Origin of the sequence: Mixta hanseatica (genome assembly GCF_023517775.1) — a bacterium.
Classification (GTDB): domain Bacteria; phylum Pseudomonadota; class Gammaproteobacteria; order Enterobacterales; family Enterobacteriaceae; genus Mixta; species Mixta hanseatica.
On the sequence record NZ_CP082904.1, the window covers coordinates 969,767 to 984,123 of the forward strand.

A 14,357-nucleotide genomic window follows, 5' to 3' on the forward strand; every position below is an offset into this window, starting at 1 on the left:
GTGCGAATTGAATATTATTGCGATAATGGGACCGCATAACGCTTTTTATAAAGATGAACCGATCCGCCAGCTGCATCAGGCGCTGATCGGCCAGGGGTTCGATCTTATCTATCCGAAAGACGCTAACGATTTAGTTAAGCTGATTGAGCATAATCCGCGGGTATGCGGCGTGATTTTTGACTGGGATGAATACAGTCTGGATCTCTGTAGCGAGATCAATCAACTCAATGAGTATCTACCGCTCTACGCCTTTATTAATACCCATTCCACCATGGATATCAGTATTAATGAAATGCGCATGGCGCTGTGGTTCTTTGAATATGCGCTTGGCGTGGAAGAAGATATTGCCCAGCGTATCCGCCAGTATACCGATGAGTATATTGAAAACATTACGCCGCCGTTGACGCGCGCGCTGTTCACCTATGTCAAGGAAGGGAAATATACCTTTTGTACGCCGGGCCATATGGCAGGCACCGCTTTTCAAAAAAGCCCGGTCGGCACGCTGTTTTATGATTTTTATGGCCCGAACACCTTAAAGGCCGATACCTCTATTTCTGTTACCGAGCTGGGCTCGCTGCTCGATCACACCGGACCGCATCTGGAAGCGGAAGAATATATTGCCCGCACCTTTGGCGCCGAGCAGAGTTATATGGTGACTAACGGCACCTCGACCTCGAATAAGATTGTCGGCATGTACGCCGCGCCGGCGGGCAGCACGGTGCTTATCGATCGCAACTGCCATAAATCGCTCACTCATTTACTGATGATGAGCGATATTGTGCCGATCTGGCTAAAGCCGACGCGTAATGCGCTGGGCATTCTCGGCGGTATTCCGAAACGCGAGTTCACGCGCGAAAGTATTGCATTGAAGGTGGCGCAAACCGAGCATGCCAGCTGGCCGGTACATGCGGTAATCACTAACTCCACCTATGACGGCCTGTTGTATAACACCCGCTATATTAAAGAGACGCTGGAGGTGCCTTCGATTCACTTCGATTCCGCCTGGGTGCCATACACCAATTTTCATCCCATCTATATGGGCAAAAGCGGCATGAGTGGCGACCGCACGCCGGGCAAAGTGATTTATGAAACCCAGTCCACCCATAAGCTGCTGGCGGCGTTCTCTCAGGCTTCGCTGATCCACATTAAAGGCGACTACGATGAGCAAACCTTTAATGAAGCCTACATGATGCATACCACCACCTCACCTAACTATTCCATTGTCGCCTCTATCGAAACGGCGGCGGCGATGCTGCGTGGCAATCCTGGACGTCGGCTGATTAACCGTTCCGTTGAGCGGGCGTTGCATTTCCGTCGCGAAATCCAGCGGCTGCGCGAAGAGTCAGACAGCTGGTTTTACGATATCTGGCAGCCGGACGGTATTGAAGAGGCGGAGTGCTGGCCGATCCAGCCGGGAGAAGAGGATTGGCACGGCTTTATTGATGCCGATCGCGATCATATGTATCTCGATCCGATCAAGGTCACCATCCTGACGCCGGGCATGAGCGAACAGGGTGAAATGGCGGAAGAGGGGATCCCGGCGGCGCTGGTAGCGAAATTCCTTGATGAACGCGGCATCGTGGTGGAAAAAACCGGACCTTATAATCTGCTGTTTCTGTTCAGTATCGGGATCGACAAAACCCGGGCGATGGGGTTGCTGCGCGCGCTGCTGGACTTTAAGCGCGCTTACGATCTGAATCTGCGGGTGAAAAATATCCTGCCGGATCTCTACGCCGAAGATCCCGACTTCTATCGCAATATGCGTATCCAGACGCTGGCGCAGGGCATTCATCAGATGATCAGCCAGCACGATCTGCCGCGTCTGATGCTGAAGGCGTTTGATGTGCTGCCGGAGATGAAAATGACGCCGCATCGGGCGTTTCAGCTGCAGGTAAAAGGAGAAGTAGAGACCGTCGAGATCGATCAAATGATCGGACGCGTATCGGCCAATATGATTTTGCCTTACCCGCCAGGCGTGCCGCTGGTAATGCCAGGGGAAACGATCACTGAATCCAGCCGGGCCGTACTCGATTTTCTGTTGATGCTGTGTGCGATTGGCCGTCATTATCCGGGGTTTGAAACCGATATTCACGGCGCCAAACTTACCGAGGATGGGCGCTATCTGGTGCGGGTGCTTAAACAGGAGGGGCCGGATACCGAGCGCTAACTTGCAGATTATGCCGTCTTGCTTCAACTCTTGTGAGTGAGTAGGGTGCTGCTGTAAACAAAGGAGAAGCTATGCTGGGTATCAAACAGGTTCATCATATTGCGGTAATCGCCAGTGACTATGCGTGCAGCAAGACGTTTTACTGCGATATTCTTGGCTTTACGCTGCAGCAGGAAGTTTATCGCGCCGAACGTGATTCATGGAAAGGCGATTTGGCGCTGAACGGGCAGTATCTGATTGAGCTGTTCTCTTTCCCGACGCCGCCCGCCCGCGTTAGCCACCCGGAAGCCTGCGGCCTACGTCATCTGGCGTTCGCGGTGGACGATATCGATCGCGCCTGTGACTTTCTGCGGGAAAAGGGCGTCGCCTGTGAGCCTGTTCGTCTCGATCCGCTGACCAACAAACGTTTTACCTTTTTTAGCGACCCGGATAATTTGCCGCTTGAGCTATACCAGGCTTAAAATAACTGCTTTTACGGCCATCGCTTCGGTGGCCGCCTGCCAATAGGTTTTTCATGACGCAGCTTGCACAACTTGAACAGCAGCTGGCCGGCGAGCAACGGCTGCTGGTGGCGTTCAGCGGCGGGCTGGACTCCACCGTTCTTCTGCATCAACTGACCCTGCTGCGCCAGCAACGGCCTGAGCTACAGCTGCGCGCTATTCATATTCATCATGGCTTAAGCCCGCATGCCGATAGCTGGGCGCAGCACTGCCGATCCGTTTGCGCTGCGTGGCTGGTTGAGCTGGAGGTGGTGGCTATCACCGTGGATGGACGTGACAGTGGTATTGAAGGCGCGGCGCGTGAAGGGCGCTATGAGGCTTTCCGCGACAGTTTGCGCGCTGGAGAAGCGTTGGTAACGGCGCAGCATCTTGACGATCAGTGTGAAACCTTGCTGCTGGCGCTAAAGCGCGGCAGCGGGCCTGCTGGGCTGGCCGCAATGCCTGTTAGCCTGCGTTTAGGCGAACATCGCCTGCTGCGTCCGTTGCTGTCCTGTCAGCGAACGGTGCTGGAAAGCTGGGCGGAAGCGTATCAGCTGCGCTGGATTGAGGATGAGAGCAATCAGGATATTCGCTATGACCGCAATTTCCTGCGTCAGCGAATATTGCCGGCGCTGCATGAACGTTGGCCGCACTTTGCCGCCGCCGCCGCCCGCAGCGCCGCGCTGTGCGGTGAACAGGAACAGCTGCTGGATGAGCTGCTGGCGGAGTCGCTGGCGGCGCGCATCCAGGCGGATGGCGCACTGCGCATTGATGGCTTTGCGGCGCTGAGCGAGGCGCGACGCGCGGCGCTGCTGCGGCGTTGGATTGCCGGCTGCGGCGGCAAAATGCCCTCCCGGGACGCTCTCCAGCGCCTGTGGCAGGAAGTGATTGCGGCGCGGGAAGATGCCGCGCCGCGGCTGCAGTTGGGCGATCACGAGATACGCCGCTATCGTGAGAAGCTCTATTGGCTGCCGCTGAGGCCATCGGTGCGTACATTGGTTTTATCCTGGTCCGATCCTACCCGGCCGCTCTCTCTGCCACACCATCTGGGCACGTTGCAGCTGGCGGAGAGCGGCACGGAAATACGTCCGCCCCGTGCGGATGAAAAGGTCACGATACGTTTCCAGGCCCAGGGCCGTTTTGCCATTGAGGGGCGCAACGGCCATCGGCCGATAAAAAAACTGTGGCAGGAATGTGACGTTCCGCCGTGGCGACGTGAAAGCACGCCGCTGATTTTTTACAATGACACGCTTATCGCCGCGCTGAATACTTTCGTTTGCCGCGAAGGCAGCAGCGTCGCGGGAAATGCCTGGCATATTGCCTGGCATCGTTAAATGGAGAAGAGAGATGAAAGCCTTGATGGTGGTGCTGGCCTGTTTTGCCGCGCCCGTGCTGGCTGCGGGTAACGTTGCCGCTGGTCAGGAGAAATCCGCCGCCTGCCAGGCGTGCCACGGCGCGGAGGGAAAAGCTTCTGTTTCACTTTATCCTCACTTAGCCGGACAGCATGCGGACTATTTACAGCATGCGCTGCAGGCCTATAAGAAAGGGGAACGGAGTGGGGGGCAGGCAGAGGTAATGAAAGCGTTTGTCAGTGGACTCAGCGATGAGGATATGGCGGATTTGGCAGCATATTATCAGTCGTTAAAGCCGTGAAACCCGTGGGCGGGCAAGCCCGCCCAAAGGGTTAATCCGACTCGCTGACGACAACGGTGCCCAGCTCAGGATGGCTAAAGCTGGCAATATGATCAAGGCGCAATTCGCGCACCTCACCGGCCAGTTCAACCACCAGATACTCTACGTTTTTACGCATGACCATATCCTGAGCTTTCACCTTAAGCTGCTCGCCATTCTTGAGTTCAAGAATCAGTGACCACTGTTTTTGGCAGGCGAGCTCCAGACTATCGTAATCGTCGCAATTGATCGGTTTGTAGGCTTCATTCGTCAACATAATCGCTCACCAATAAGTTTGCAGCGGCATACGCCGCCTGTTCCCTGACAGAAGAGTTTAGCGCAGAATTGGCCGCTATCTCGTTCAGTGTTTTTAACGCGCAACCTATGGCGTCGGGCACGTATCCCAGTTCGCCGCCGCCGATTTCGGCGTACTTCTGACGAACCAAATCACAATATTTCTGCACATGCACCTCCTTCCAGAGCGTAAATCTCTGACTCCAGCGACTATAACATAGGCTTCTACGGGAAATCAGTCGTTCACAGCGTTTTATCCGTAGACAATAAGTATTGACCTTCAGCGCTGGCGAGTCACACTCTACGCTATCAGTAACGGCAAACAGCGCGCCCATATCAATGAAACACCGGAAGATGGGCGGCATAACGGTAAATTTTTATGATTGTACTATCACGCAATGTGACCATTAGCGACAGCGAGCTGGAGATTACCGCCATACGGGCGCAGGGCGCAGGCGGCCAGCACGTTAACAAAAGCTCGACGGCGATTCATCTGCGCTTCGATATTCGCGCTTCCTCACTGCCTGATTTCTATAAAGAGCGCCTGCTTAACGCTAATCATCATCTGATTACCTCAGACGGCATGGTAATTATTAAGGCGCAGGAGTATCGCAGCCAGGAGATGAACCGCGAGGCGGCGCTGAAGCGGCTGGAAAATTTGATCCGTGAGCTGACGGTGGTGGAAAAAGCCCGACGTCCGACGCGTCCGACGCTGGCATCAAAACGCCGCAGGCTGGAAGGCAAAGCGCAACGCAGCAACACCAAAGCGCTACGGGGAAAGGTGCTGTAGTTTTCAATATTTTAGATCGTAACAACTAAGATTGTAATGACGATTGAAAGCAATGCTTGAAGACAATTGCTGATGAAATTAACCATCAGCAAATCTGTAATTTTCGAGGATAGATGATATTGGTGGAAATTCCTCTTCCAGAGCATTGCGAAATGCCTTTGCTTTCGCGTAGAGACCACACTCAATCAGTAAAATAAGGATTGCAATATCGATATGGTATCCTGAGCTATGTAACATACCATAGTGGATTAGTTTGTCTTTTTCTCGATAACTGCTTAACGCCTCTAGTTTAACCATAAGCTCATTTCGTCGCTGCATAACTAGCGACATTGTTGAGTAATATAAATAATTGCTTTTATCCTCATTTAAATGAAACATTTGCTTTGATAAATCCATTAAACTAAGATAGTCACCTTTTCTTAGCATGATCTCTGCTAAAATAACCATAAAACTGAAAGTATATTGGTTTGCCATGACGTTTCTTTTAGTGATAGCATTTTGAGGGTAGTATAAAATGCAATCTTTAATCATTTTTTCTATTTCCTCATCAGGTAAGTAACCGGATCCATCTCGGCAGTAAAAGTACTTCCACCTTATTTCGCTTGGTTCTTTTTTTATTGTTTTCTTCAAGAGGTTTATGTTTCTTTTTACCTTTTCTTTGTTTTTTAAGATCTCACTCTTATATCCTTCATGTCTAATATTTATATCTACTGTAAGTTGATTAAGTAATCCATTTATGTTACGTACTTCCTCATGCACGTGGCCAAAGTAATAAAATTTTTTACTATTATAAAAGCATCTTCTAACGCCTACAGATTTATGATTATTGTGATCAATAATTACAGGGCATATTGTAATTTTCTCATTTAAATCTAGTAGTTCAAATTTACGAAGTAATTTTTTAAATAAAGTAAAGTCATGGGGTGGCATCACAGTTTCATCAGCATCTATATAGGATATCCATTTCCCTGTCGCTTTTGACTTTGCATAATTTCGTATTTGTGAAAAATTATCTTTCCATTTCCTTGTGAAAACCTTTATTTTATCGCACTGGTAAGTAGTGATTAAATTTAATGTATTATCAGTAGAGCCTGTGTCGATTATGACTAACTCATCTACGTAATCTTTTATACTTTCTATGCATTTAACAATATTATCTTCTTCGTTTTTTACTATAATGATGGCCGTTAGCGTTGTCAGTTCATCATTGAGTAAATATTTCATTTCCTCTTCGTCTAACTTTACTATTTTATTGTTTTTTTCATTCGAGATGCAGTTTATTACTTTAATTAAACTTATTTGCTCAAACCAACTTTTTAGTTGCGTTGATTCCAAAAGGAATTTGTTGTAATTTTTTTGATTTAACAACATTAGGCTTTTCATTGTAACCTCTATTTAAAGGCATATAATGCTTAAATATGCCTTTATTTGTGCTTATTTATCGTGAAGTACAAATAGGACTAGAACCAAAACCTGCGTTTTCGCCAGGCTTAGAAGGCGAGTAAAAATCCCCCGGCCATGAACAACTGAATCTCCCATTAAATATCCCGCTCATTATTGCTCCCCAGATCATAGACGGCCCAGGATTATAACAGCCAGAAACTTGCCTTAATTGAGCTTCGCTTGTGATTTCTTTTAATACTTCGTTCTTTTTTTTCATAAATTGATCCTTTTTTTATATAATCGTTTAGCCATTACCACCGAATGCTTTGGTTGGCATTTCAATGTTTATATTGTAAGGTATTCGATGGCTATTTTTTAATTTTCAATTTATAGGTGCCTGGCTTTCATTAGGTTTTCAACTAATTTAAAAGTATCTTTGAATAGGGTATAAATATCTTATTTTTTTCAAAGTACATAAGGAATTATAGAATATGGACATAGTTATTATAGTTTACGCGGCACCGCCGGTTTTAGGCGGAGGGTATTGCCCTTCTCCCTCTGTATTCTCTTTTCATCCGCCGGAGGAAAATTTTATTAAGGCGCTATCGGCACAGTTAAAAGAGGAAAATATGTCCTGGCAGGCCCATCTGGACGATACTTATAGCGATATTGATAAGTTAATGTATAAGGCTAAAGCGTTAGTATGCGCACCGGGGTTACAGTATCAGTTCAGAACCAGAGGTTTTGATAAGAGTCGCATTCTGTATCTCACTACTATGGAGTATTTTTACAGTGATACGAGACGTGTAATAGAGATGCTGCGCAAGGTAATGACTCCAACTTATTGATAGTGTTTTATGTTCAGATAATGCCCGATGACTTTGTCATGCAGCTCCACCGATTTTGAGAACGACAGCGACTTCCGTCCCAGCCGTGCCAGGTGCTGCCTCAGATTCAGGTTATGCCGCTCAATTCGCTGCGTATATCGCTTGCTGATTACGTGCAGCTTTCCCTTCAGGCGGGATTCATACAGCGGCCAGCCATCCGTCATCCATATCACCACGTCAAAGGGTGACAGCAGGCTCATAAGACGCCCCAGCGTCGCCATAGTGCGTTCACCGAATACGTGCGCAACAACCGTCTTCCGGAGCCTGTCATACGCGTAAAACAGCCAGCGCTGGCGCGATTTAGCCCCGACATAGCCCCACTGTTCGTCCATTTCCGCGCAGACGATGACGTCACTGCCCGGCTGTATGCGCGAGGTTACCGACTGCGGCCTGAGTTTTTTAAGTGACGTAAAATCGTGTTGAGGCCAACGCCCATAATGCGGGCAGTTGCCCGGCATCCAACGCCATTCATGGCCATATCAATGATTTTCTGGTGCGTACCGGGTTGAGAAGCGGTGTAAGTGAACTGCAGTTGCCATGTTTTACGGCAGTGAGAGCAGAGATAGCGCTGATGTCCGGCGGTGCTTTTGCCGTTACGCACCACCCCGTCAGTAGCTGAACAGGAGGGACAGCTGATAGAAACAGAAGCCACTGGAGCACCTCAAAAACACCATCATACACTAAATCAGTAAGTTGGCAGCATCACCGCTGCGCAAGATTGATGCTACAGGAAAATGAAGTGCTAATAATAAACGTTTGAATATCATTTACCAATACAGGATGGGCTAAAAACCCTTACTCACCGGCTGGCCGGTTTTCAGGGTTATCAGCGTGGCGCTACAGCAGGGGAATTACTTCTCGCCCTGAATCGCTTCTACCAGGAACTCCACAATACGATCGCGTTTGATCATCTGTTTTTCACCGGCGCGACGCGCTTTATATTCGATATCATCGTTATCCAGGTTGCGATCGCCCAGTACGATAGTGTGAGGAATACCGATCAGCTCCATATCGGCAAACATCACGCCCGGACGCTCTTTACGATCGTCCAGCAGTACGTCAATGCCTTTCGCGCGCAGTGTGGCGTACAGCTCTTCCGCCAGCTCTTTCACGCGGAAAGATTTATGCATATTCATCGGCAGAATAGCAACCTGGAACGGCGCCAGTGCGGCAGGCCAGATAATGCCGCGATCGTCATGGTTCTGCTCGATCGCTGCCGCAACGATACGGGTAATCCCGATACCGTAGCAGCCCATGGTCAGCGTCTGGTTACGGCCGTCTTCGCCCTGTACCGCCGCTTTCATCGCTTCTGAGTATTTGGTGCCCAGCTGGAAGATATGACCTACTTCGATACCGCGCTTGATCAGCAGCGTACCTTTGCCATCCGGGCTTTGATCGCCTTCCACCACGTTACGCAGATCGGCTACCTGCAGCGGCTCGGCCAGATCGCGGCCCCAGTTGATGCCGATAAAGTGCTTACCGTCGATATTCGCGCCTGCGCTGAAATCGCTCATTTTCGCTACGGTGCGATCGGCGATAACCGGCAGCGTCAAACCAACCGGACCCAGTGAACCCGGACCGGCGCCAACCGCGGCGCGAATCTCTTCTTCGCTGGCGAAAGTCAGCGGCGCGGCGACGATATCCACTTTTTCCGCTTTGATTTCGTTCAGTTCATGATCGCCACGTACCAGCAGCGCAACCAGCTGGTGGCCGCTCTCTTCGCGTGCTTTAACAATCAGCGTCTTAACTGTTTTCTCAACCGGCAGATTAAATTGCGCAACCAGCTCAGCGATAGTTTTGGCGTCTGGCGTATCAATCTGCGCTAACGACTGCGCAGGGGCAGGGCGCTCGCCGATCGGCGCAACGGCTTCCGCCAGCTCAATGTTCGCCGCGTAATCAGATTCGGTCGAGAAGACGATGTCATCTTCGCCGCTCTGCGCCAGCACCTGGAATTCATGCGACGCGCTGCCGCCGATAGAACCGGTATCCGCCTGCACCGCACGGAAATCCAGCCCCATACGGCTGAAAATTTCGCTGTAGGCGCGGTACATCGCATCGTAAGTTTCCTGCAGAGAGTCCTGCGAGGTATGGAAGGAGTAAGCATCCTTCATGATGAACTCACGTGAGCGCATTACGCCAAAACGCGGGCGCACTTCATCGCGAAATTTAGTCTGGATCTGGAACAGATTCAGCGGCAGTTGCTTATAAGAGCTCAGCTCATTGCGAATCAGATCGGTAATCACCTCTTCGTGCGTAGGGCCGAGTACGAACGGACGATCGCCGCGGTCAACCAGACGCAGCAGTTCCGGGCCGTACTGCTCCCAACGTCCGCTCTCCTGCCATAGGTCCGCAGGCTGTACCACCGGCATAGAAATTTCAATCGCACCGGCGTTGTTCATCTCTTCGCGCACGATGTTTTCAACTTTTTTTAGTACGCGTAAGCCCGTCGGCAGCCAGGTATAAAGGCCTGAGGCCAGTTTACGAATCATCCCGGCACGCAGCATCAGCTGATGGCTGATCACTTCGGCATCGGACGGCGTCTCCTTAAGCGTGGAGAGCAGATAGTGAGTAGTACGCATCTGTAATATTCCAGTTTGGGCGGAAAACAGTCAAAGCATGACCTGAAAATAGTGGCAGCTAGTGTACCAGCGAGTGATGCCCCTCAAAAGAGAGCGAGAACAAATTAGCGCGGATCAAGCGCCACGACTTCAGTGCCCTCAGCGGTAACGCGCCAGCGCACGTTAAAATCAAGCAGCCAGACGGCATATTCACGATCCGGCTCTTCGCCTTTGCGATAGGCCGGTCGCGGATCCTGCGCCAGCACCTGACGAATAAAACGCGCCAGCTGTGGATAACGCTGTTGGTGGCGAATCAGCTGCTGCTGCGCATGGGCAGAAAAACGCACCGGCATCTCGGCGGGGGGCGCGCTTTGTGCAAAACCGGCACGCGCGGACGGGATCGCTTCCGCGAAAGGCAGATAAGGTTTGATATCGACAATCGGCGTACCGTCGATCAGATCAAGACTGCCCAGTTCCAGGATAACCTGGCTTTTCTGACAGCGTACGGCTTTCAGTTCAACCAGCGACATGCCGATAGGATTAGGCCGGAACGTTGAGCGAGTAGCGAATACGCCCATACGGGCATTACCGCCCAGGCGCGGTGGACGCACCGTAGGACGCCAGCCGCCCTCCATGGTTTGATGGAAGACAAACAGCAGCCACAGATGGCTGAAATCTTCCAGGCCGCGCACCGCTTCCTGCTGATTATAGGGAGGAAGTAAGTGCAGCTCGCCGCCGCCATCTTCAATCAGGCCGGGCTGCCGCGGTACTGCGAATTTCTCTTTCCAGGGTGATTTAATCACGCCAACCTGCGCGAAAGAAAACTGGCTCATTTACCGGATACTTTTAGCGCCGTGCCCTGACAGATCGCCTGCCGATAACAGCCTTTGCTTTCGTTGACGATTTCACATTTATGCAGCAGCACCGCATTAGCTTTTAAATAAGAAGCACGGATCTGCATACGCTTACGCGCGGTATTGATGTTTGGCGGCGAGTCCTGACGGTTGGTCTGGCAATCTTCGCCTGATACTTCGCCTAAGTCGCGGAAAGGATTGCTGAGTAGCTCGGTCGTATCGGTATACAACTTCACCGGAGCGGGGCGCGCTACCGGGCGGGCAGGCGTTTCCGTGGTGGTCGGCCGGGCTTCGGGCGCGGTAATCGGCTTATAGGGCTTATGTAGCAAAGAGCAACCTGTCAGCGAAAGCGCCAACAAACAAAGCGGTAACGCGCGCATCTACTTATCCTCATTTCTAAAAATTGGCGTTATTGAAACAAGCAATGGGTTAAATAACAAGTTGCGATAACATTTGCTTAAACGTTAAAAAGGCGGCCCGGCGGATTAACCAGCAAGCGTAAAGCTTATACCGGTTAATCAGTGGGCCGCCTGATGGATGCGGATAATGCTCTGTTAAGGCAAGGGAATTACCAAAAAACGCTAAGCCTGAGCCGGTTACCAGCCTTTAACCGCACCGCCGTTAAAGATTTTGTTAGCGGCCTCTGCCACGGTGTCAGACTGATACGCCTGAACAAACTTCTTCACATTTTCCGCATCTTTATTATCTTCGCGCGCAACAATCATGTTCACGTAAGGAGAATCTTTATCCTCAACAAAGATACCGTCTTTGGCTGGCGTCAGGTTAATCTGGCTGGCGTAGGTGGTATTGATTACCGCCAGAGCAATCTGATCGTCATCCAGTGAACGCGGCAGCTGCGGTGCTTCCAGCTCAACAATCTTCAGCTTTTTCGGATTCTCGATAATATCCAGCGAGGTCGGCTGCAGGCCTACACCCTCTTTTAACTTGATCAGACCCACTTTTTGCAGCAGCAGCAGAGAACGGCCAAGATTAGTCGGGTCGTTCGGAATGGCAACCTGCGCGCCTTCCTGCAGCTCATCTAACGATTTTATCTTTTTAGAGTAGCCAGCAATCGGATACACAAAGGTATGACCTACGTTAACCAGCTTATAGCCGCGATCCTTGATTTGCGCATCAAGGTAAGGCTGGTGCTGGAAGGCGTTAACATCGATATCGCCCTTGCTTAACGCTTCGTTAGGCAGCACGTAGTCATTAAAAGTCACCAGCTCAACGTCCAGACCATATTTATCTTTTGCGACTTTCTGCGCGACTTCAGCAACCTGCTGTTCAGCACCAACAATAACGCCGACTTTAATATGGTTCGGGTCTTTCTCTTCCTGACCACATCCTGCCAGCGCCATAGCACTTAGCAGCGCGCCCACAGTGGCAATCTTTTTAAACAAAGACATATCCTTTCCTTAATAGAGAGTATTGAGGTTACTTATTTATGTGTGACAGCACGAACGATGCGGTCGCCACAGAATTGAATGAGATAGACCAGTACTACCAGTAAAACCAGAACGGTATTCATTACCGTGGCGTTATAGCCGATGTAGCCATACTGGTAACCAATCTGCCCTAAGCCGCCGGCACCTACGGCACCGCCCATAGCAGAATAGCCAACCAGCGTAATCAAGGTAATAGTGGCCGCATTTACCAGACCCGGCAAGGCTTCCGGCAGCAGAACTTTACGAATGATCTGCATCGGCGTGGCGCCCATCGCCCGTGAGGCTTCAATCAGCCCGGTAGGCAGCTCCAGCAAGGCGTTTTCCACCATACGCGCGATAAAAGGCGCGGCGCCGACGGTTAGCGGAACGATGGCCGCCTGTAGCCCGATGGAGGTGCCGACAATGGCGCGGGTGAAAGGGATCATCCAGACCAGCAGGATAATAAACGGAATCGAGCGGAAAATATTCACCAGCGCGGACAGTACCCGATACAGCTTGTTATTGGCCATAATCTGGCCTGGACGGGTGATATAAAGTAGAACGCCCACCGGCAAGCCCAGCACAAAGCCAAAAAAGCCAGAGACAAAGGTCATCATCAGCGTTTCCCATACGCCGCGACCCAGTAACCACATCATTGCCTCAGACATACCCTAATACCTCTACTTTTACATGATGCTGTTGTAAATAAGCAATTGCGCCTTCGGTCTCTGGTTGGCTGCCGTGCATTTCCGTCAGCATGATGCCGAATTTCACGCCGCCGGCGTAATCCATCTGAGCGCTGATAATATTGTTATTAACATTAAAGCGACGGGCGGTTTCCGACAGCAGCGGAGCATCAACCGACTGACCGGTAAACTCCAGACGCAGAAGAGGCACGCTGTTGGCGGTAGACTGCGCCTGCAAACGCTGCTGATAGTCCTCAGGAATATCAAGGTGCAGCGTCGACTGAATAAATTGCTGAGCCAGCGGCGTTTTCGGATGAGAGAAAACTTCGCTGACGCTGTCTTTCTCGATCAGCTGACCGTTGCTGATAACCGCAACCTGATCGCAGATGCGTTTGACCACATCCATTTCATGCGTAATCAGCAGAATGGTAATGCCAAGGCGGCGGTTGATATCTTTTAGCAGTTCAAGAATGGCGCGGGTGGTCGCCGGATCGAGCGCGCTGGTGGCTTCATCACACAGCAGGACTTTCGGGCTGCTTGCCAGCGCACGCGCAATCGCGACACGCTGTTTTTGACCACCGGAAAGGTTGGCAGGCCAGGCGTCTTGCTTATCGGCCAGGCCAACCAGATCGAGCAGCTCGGTCACGCGTGCTTTGATCGTGGCGCGCGGAGTGTTATCCAGCTCAAGCGGCAACGCCACGTTGCCAAACACGGTGCGGGAGTTAAGCAGGTTAAAATGCTGGAAAATCATGCCGATTTGACGGCGAGCCAGCGTAAGCTGACTTTCTGAAAGCGTGGTGAGCTCCTGCCCATCAACCAGAACGCTGCCGGAAGTAGGACGTTCCAGCAGGTTAACGCAGCGGATAAGCGTACTTTTACCGGCGCCAGATGAACCGATAACGCCATAAATTTGTCCAGCGGGCACGTGTAGGCTAACGTCTGACAACGCAGTGATGGTGCGCGTGCCCTGCTGAAAGACTTTAGTAATATTGGAAAGTTTTATCATTGAGTTATTAGTTATCTGTTGCGGTGAAGTTGTCCGTGGTGTTTTTTCTTTTGTCTTACTAACGCGACAAAATTTGAAACGGATGGTAAGGCATCCAGACGTCTAAATCAATCAGAGAGAGTCAATCTGCCATTCTCTCTTTTATTGCAATCATG

At 50.8% G+C, this 14,357-nt stretch carries 17 protein-coding genes; 6 read left to right on the plus strand and 11 right to left on the minus strand.

All coding sequences use genetic code 11. From position 1 onward, the window contains the following. The first annotated feature begins 7 nt into the window (after positions 1 to 7). The 4 genes from K6958_RS04490 to K6958_RS04505 all read left to right on the plus strand — a co-directional run bounded on the left by K6958_RS04490 (position 8) and on the right by K6958_RS04505 (position 4,299). Positions 8 to 2,167 (plus strand): lysine decarboxylase LdcC, encoded by a 2,160-nt coding sequence (locus K6958_RS04490; protein ID WP_249893537.1) that lies wholly within the window; start codon positions 8 to 10, stop codon positions 2,165 to 2,167. 71 nt (positions 2,168 to 2,238) lie between these two features. Continuing rightward, positions 2,239 to 2,628, plus strand: a complete 390-nt coding sequence (locus K6958_RS04495; protein ID WP_249893538.1) for a VOC family protein — start codon at positions 2,239 to 2,241, stop codon at positions 2,626 to 2,628. Positions 2,629 to 2,681: 53 nt separating this feature from the next. Beyond that, complete coding sequence (tilS, locus tag K6958_RS04500; RefSeq protein ID WP_249893539.1) at positions 2,682 to 3,980, plus strand: tRNA lysidine(34) synthetase TilS; 1,299 nt, start codon at positions 2,682 to 2,684, stop codon at positions 3,978 to 3,980. Between the two features lie 13 nt (positions 3,981 to 3,993). After that, complete coding sequence (locus K6958_RS04505; RefSeq protein WP_249893540.1) at positions 3,994 to 4,299, plus strand: c-type cytochrome; 306 nt, start codon at positions 3,994 to 3,996, stop codon at positions 4,297 to 4,299. Between the two features lie 31 nt (positions 4,300 to 4,330). Here K6958_RS04505 and rof read toward each other — a convergent pair whose 3' ends face one another. Both rof and K6958_RS04515 read right to left on the minus strand, forming a co-directional pair. Further along, positions 4,331 to 4,594, minus strand: a complete 264-nt coding sequence (gene rof / locus K6958_RS04510) for a Rho-binding antiterminator (RefSeq protein WP_249893541.1) — start codon at positions 4,592 to 4,594, stop codon at positions 4,331 to 4,333. Beyond that, complete coding sequence (locus tag K6958_RS04515) at positions 4,581 to 4,781, minus strand: YaeP family protein (protein ID WP_165786514.1); 201 nt, start codon at positions 4,779 to 4,781, stop codon at positions 4,581 to 4,583. Before K6958_RS04515 ends, rof begins: the two co-directional genes overlap by 14 nt. A 209-nt stretch (positions 4,782 to 4,990) precedes the next feature. Between K6958_RS04515 and arfB the strand changes: the two genes are divergently transcribed. Beyond that, the gene (gene arfB, locus K6958_RS04520) at positions 4,991 to 5,401 is read left to right on the plus strand and encodes an alternative ribosome rescue aminoacyl-tRNA hydrolase ArfB (RefSeq protein ID WP_249893542.1); all 411 of its coding nucleotides are present in this window, start codon (positions 4,991 to 4,993) and stop codon (positions 5,399 to 5,401) included. Positions 5,402 to 5,479: 78 nt separating this feature from the next. Here the strand turns inward: arfB and K6958_RS04525 are convergent, their stop codons facing one another. After that, positions 5,480 to 6,772 carry a glycosyltransferase family 2 protein gene (locus K6958_RS04525; protein ID WP_249893543.1) on the minus strand — a complete coding sequence of 431 codons (1,293 nt, stop codon included), beginning with the start codon at positions 6,770 to 6,772 and terminating at the stop codon, positions 5,480 to 5,482. Positions 6,773 to 6,839: 67 nt separating this feature from the next. Continuing rightward, positions 6,840 to 7,061 (minus strand): hypothetical protein, encoded by a 222-nt coding sequence (locus tag K6958_RS04530; RefSeq protein ID WP_249893544.1) that lies wholly within the window; start codon positions 7,059 to 7,061, stop codon positions 6,840 to 6,842. Positions 7,062 to 7,275: 214 nt separating this feature from the next. Between K6958_RS04530 and K6958_RS04535 the strand changes: the two genes are divergently transcribed. Continuing rightward, positions 7,276 to 7,632: a hypothetical protein gene (locus K6958_RS04535; RefSeq protein ID WP_249893545.1), complete on the plus strand. Its 357-nt coding sequence runs from the start codon at positions 7,276 to 7,278 to the stop codon at positions 7,630 to 7,632. Here K6958_RS04535 and K6958_RS04540 read toward each other — a convergent pair. The 7 genes from K6958_RS04540 to metN all read right to left on the minus strand — a co-directional run bounded on the left by K6958_RS04540 (position 7,626) and on the right by metN (position 14,202). Next, a protein-coding gene (locus K6958_RS04540) for an IS1-like element IS1A family transposase (protein WP_103215986.1) occupies positions 7,626 to 8,323 on the minus strand; the annotation gives its coding sequence in 2 pieces (ribosomal slippage) (positions 7,626 to 8,074 and positions 8,074 to 8,323; 699 coding nt in all). The genes K6958_RS04535 and K6958_RS04540 overlap by 7 nt on opposite strands. A 199-nt stretch (positions 8,324 to 8,522) precedes the next feature. Continuing rightward, a complete protein-coding gene (gene proS / locus K6958_RS04545; protein ID WP_249893546.1) occupies positions 8,523 to 10,250 on the minus strand; it encodes a proline--tRNA ligase in 1,728 nt (575 codons plus the stop codon). 104 nt (positions 10,251 to 10,354) lie between these two features. Then, positions 10,355 to 11,062, minus strand: coding sequence for a tRNA (N6-threonylcarbamoyladenosine(37)-N6)-methyltransferase TrmO (gene tsaA, locus K6958_RS04550; protein WP_249893547.1), 708 nt, complete (start codon positions 11,060 to 11,062; stop codon positions 10,355 to 10,357). After that, positions 11,059 to 11,463: an Rcs stress response system protein RcsF gene (gene rcsF / locus K6958_RS04555; protein WP_249893548.1), complete on the minus strand. Its 405-nt coding sequence runs from the start codon at positions 11,461 to 11,463 to the stop codon at positions 11,059 to 11,061. The genes tsaA and rcsF overlap by 4 nt, the downstream gene beginning before the upstream one ends. A gap of 216 nt (positions 11,464 to 11,679) precedes the next feature. Continuing rightward, positions 11,680 to 12,492, minus strand: a complete 813-nt coding sequence (locus K6958_RS04560; RefSeq protein WP_249893549.1) for a MetQ/NlpA family lipoprotein — start codon at positions 12,490 to 12,492, stop codon at positions 11,680 to 11,682. A 32-nt stretch (positions 12,493 to 12,524) separates the two neighbouring features. Next, positions 12,525 to 13,178, minus strand: a complete 654-nt coding sequence (locus K6958_RS04565) for a methionine ABC transporter permease MetI (protein ID WP_249893550.1) — start codon at positions 13,176 to 13,178, stop codon at positions 12,525 to 12,527. After that, complete coding sequence (gene metN, locus K6958_RS04570) at positions 13,171 to 14,202, minus strand: methionine ABC transporter ATP-binding protein MetN (RefSeq protein ID WP_249893551.1); 1,032 nt, start codon at positions 14,200 to 14,202, stop codon at positions 13,171 to 13,173. Before metN ends, K6958_RS04565 begins: the two co-directional genes overlap by 8 nt. Positions 14,203 to 14,357 lie beyond the last annotated feature (155 nt).

What these genes read in the sequence shown, in the direction of transcription:
- K6958_RS04495 (WP_249893538.1), top strand. Translation starts at nt 2,239, where the DNA reads ATGCTGGGTATCAAACAGGTTCATCATATTGCGGTAATCGCCAGTGAC.
- tilS (WP_249893539.1), top strand. Translation starts at nt 2,682, where the DNA reads ATGACGCAGCTTGCACAACTTGAACAGCAGCTGGCCGGCGAGCAACGG.
- K6958_RS04505 (WP_249893540.1), top strand. Translation starts at nt 3,994, where the DNA reads ATGAAAGCCTTGATGGTGGTGCTGGCCTGTTTTGCCGCGCCCGTGCTG.
- rof (WP_249893541.1), bottom strand. Translation starts at nt 4,594, where the DNA reads ATGTTGACGAATGAAGCCTACAAACCGATCAATTGCGACGATTACGAT.
- arfB (WP_249893542.1), top strand. Translation starts at nt 4,991, where the DNA reads ATGATTGTACTATCACGCAATGTGACCATTAGCGACAGCGAGCTGGAG.
- K6958_RS04525 (WP_249893543.1), bottom strand. Translation starts at nt 6,772, where the DNA reads ATGTTGTTAAATCAAAAAAATTACAACAAATTCCTTTTGGAATCAACG.
- K6958_RS04530 (WP_249893544.1), bottom strand. Translation starts at nt 7,061, where the DNA reads ATGAAAAAAAAGAACGAAGTATTAAAAGAAATCACAAGCGAAGCTCAA.
- K6958_RS04535 (WP_249893545.1), top strand. Translation starts at nt 7,276, where the DNA reads ATGGACATAGTTATTATAGTTTACGCGGCACCGCCGGTTTTAGGCGGA.
- proS (WP_249893546.1), bottom strand. Translation starts at nt 10,250, where the DNA reads ATGCGTACTACTCACTATCTGCTCTCCACGCTTAAGGAGACGCCGTCC.
- tsaA (WP_249893547.1), bottom strand. Translation starts at nt 11,062, where the DNA reads ATGAGCCAGTTTTCTTTCGCGCAGGTTGGCGTGATTAAATCACCCTGG.
- rcsF (WP_249893548.1), bottom strand. Translation starts at nt 11,463, where the DNA reads ATGCGCGCGTTACCGCTTTGTTTGTTGGCGCTTTCGCTGACAGGTTGC.
- K6958_RS04560 (WP_249893549.1), bottom strand. Translation starts at nt 12,492, where the DNA reads ATGTCTTTGTTTAAAAAGATTGCCACTGTGGGCGCGCTGCTAAGTGCT.
- K6958_RS04565 (WP_249893550.1), bottom strand. Translation starts at nt 13,178, where the DNA reads ATGTCTGAGGCAATGATGTGGTTACTGGGTCGCGGCGTATGGGAAACG.
- metN (WP_249893551.1), bottom strand. Translation starts at nt 14,202, where the DNA reads ATGATAAAACTTTCCAATATTACTAAAGTCTTTCAGCAGGGCACGCGC.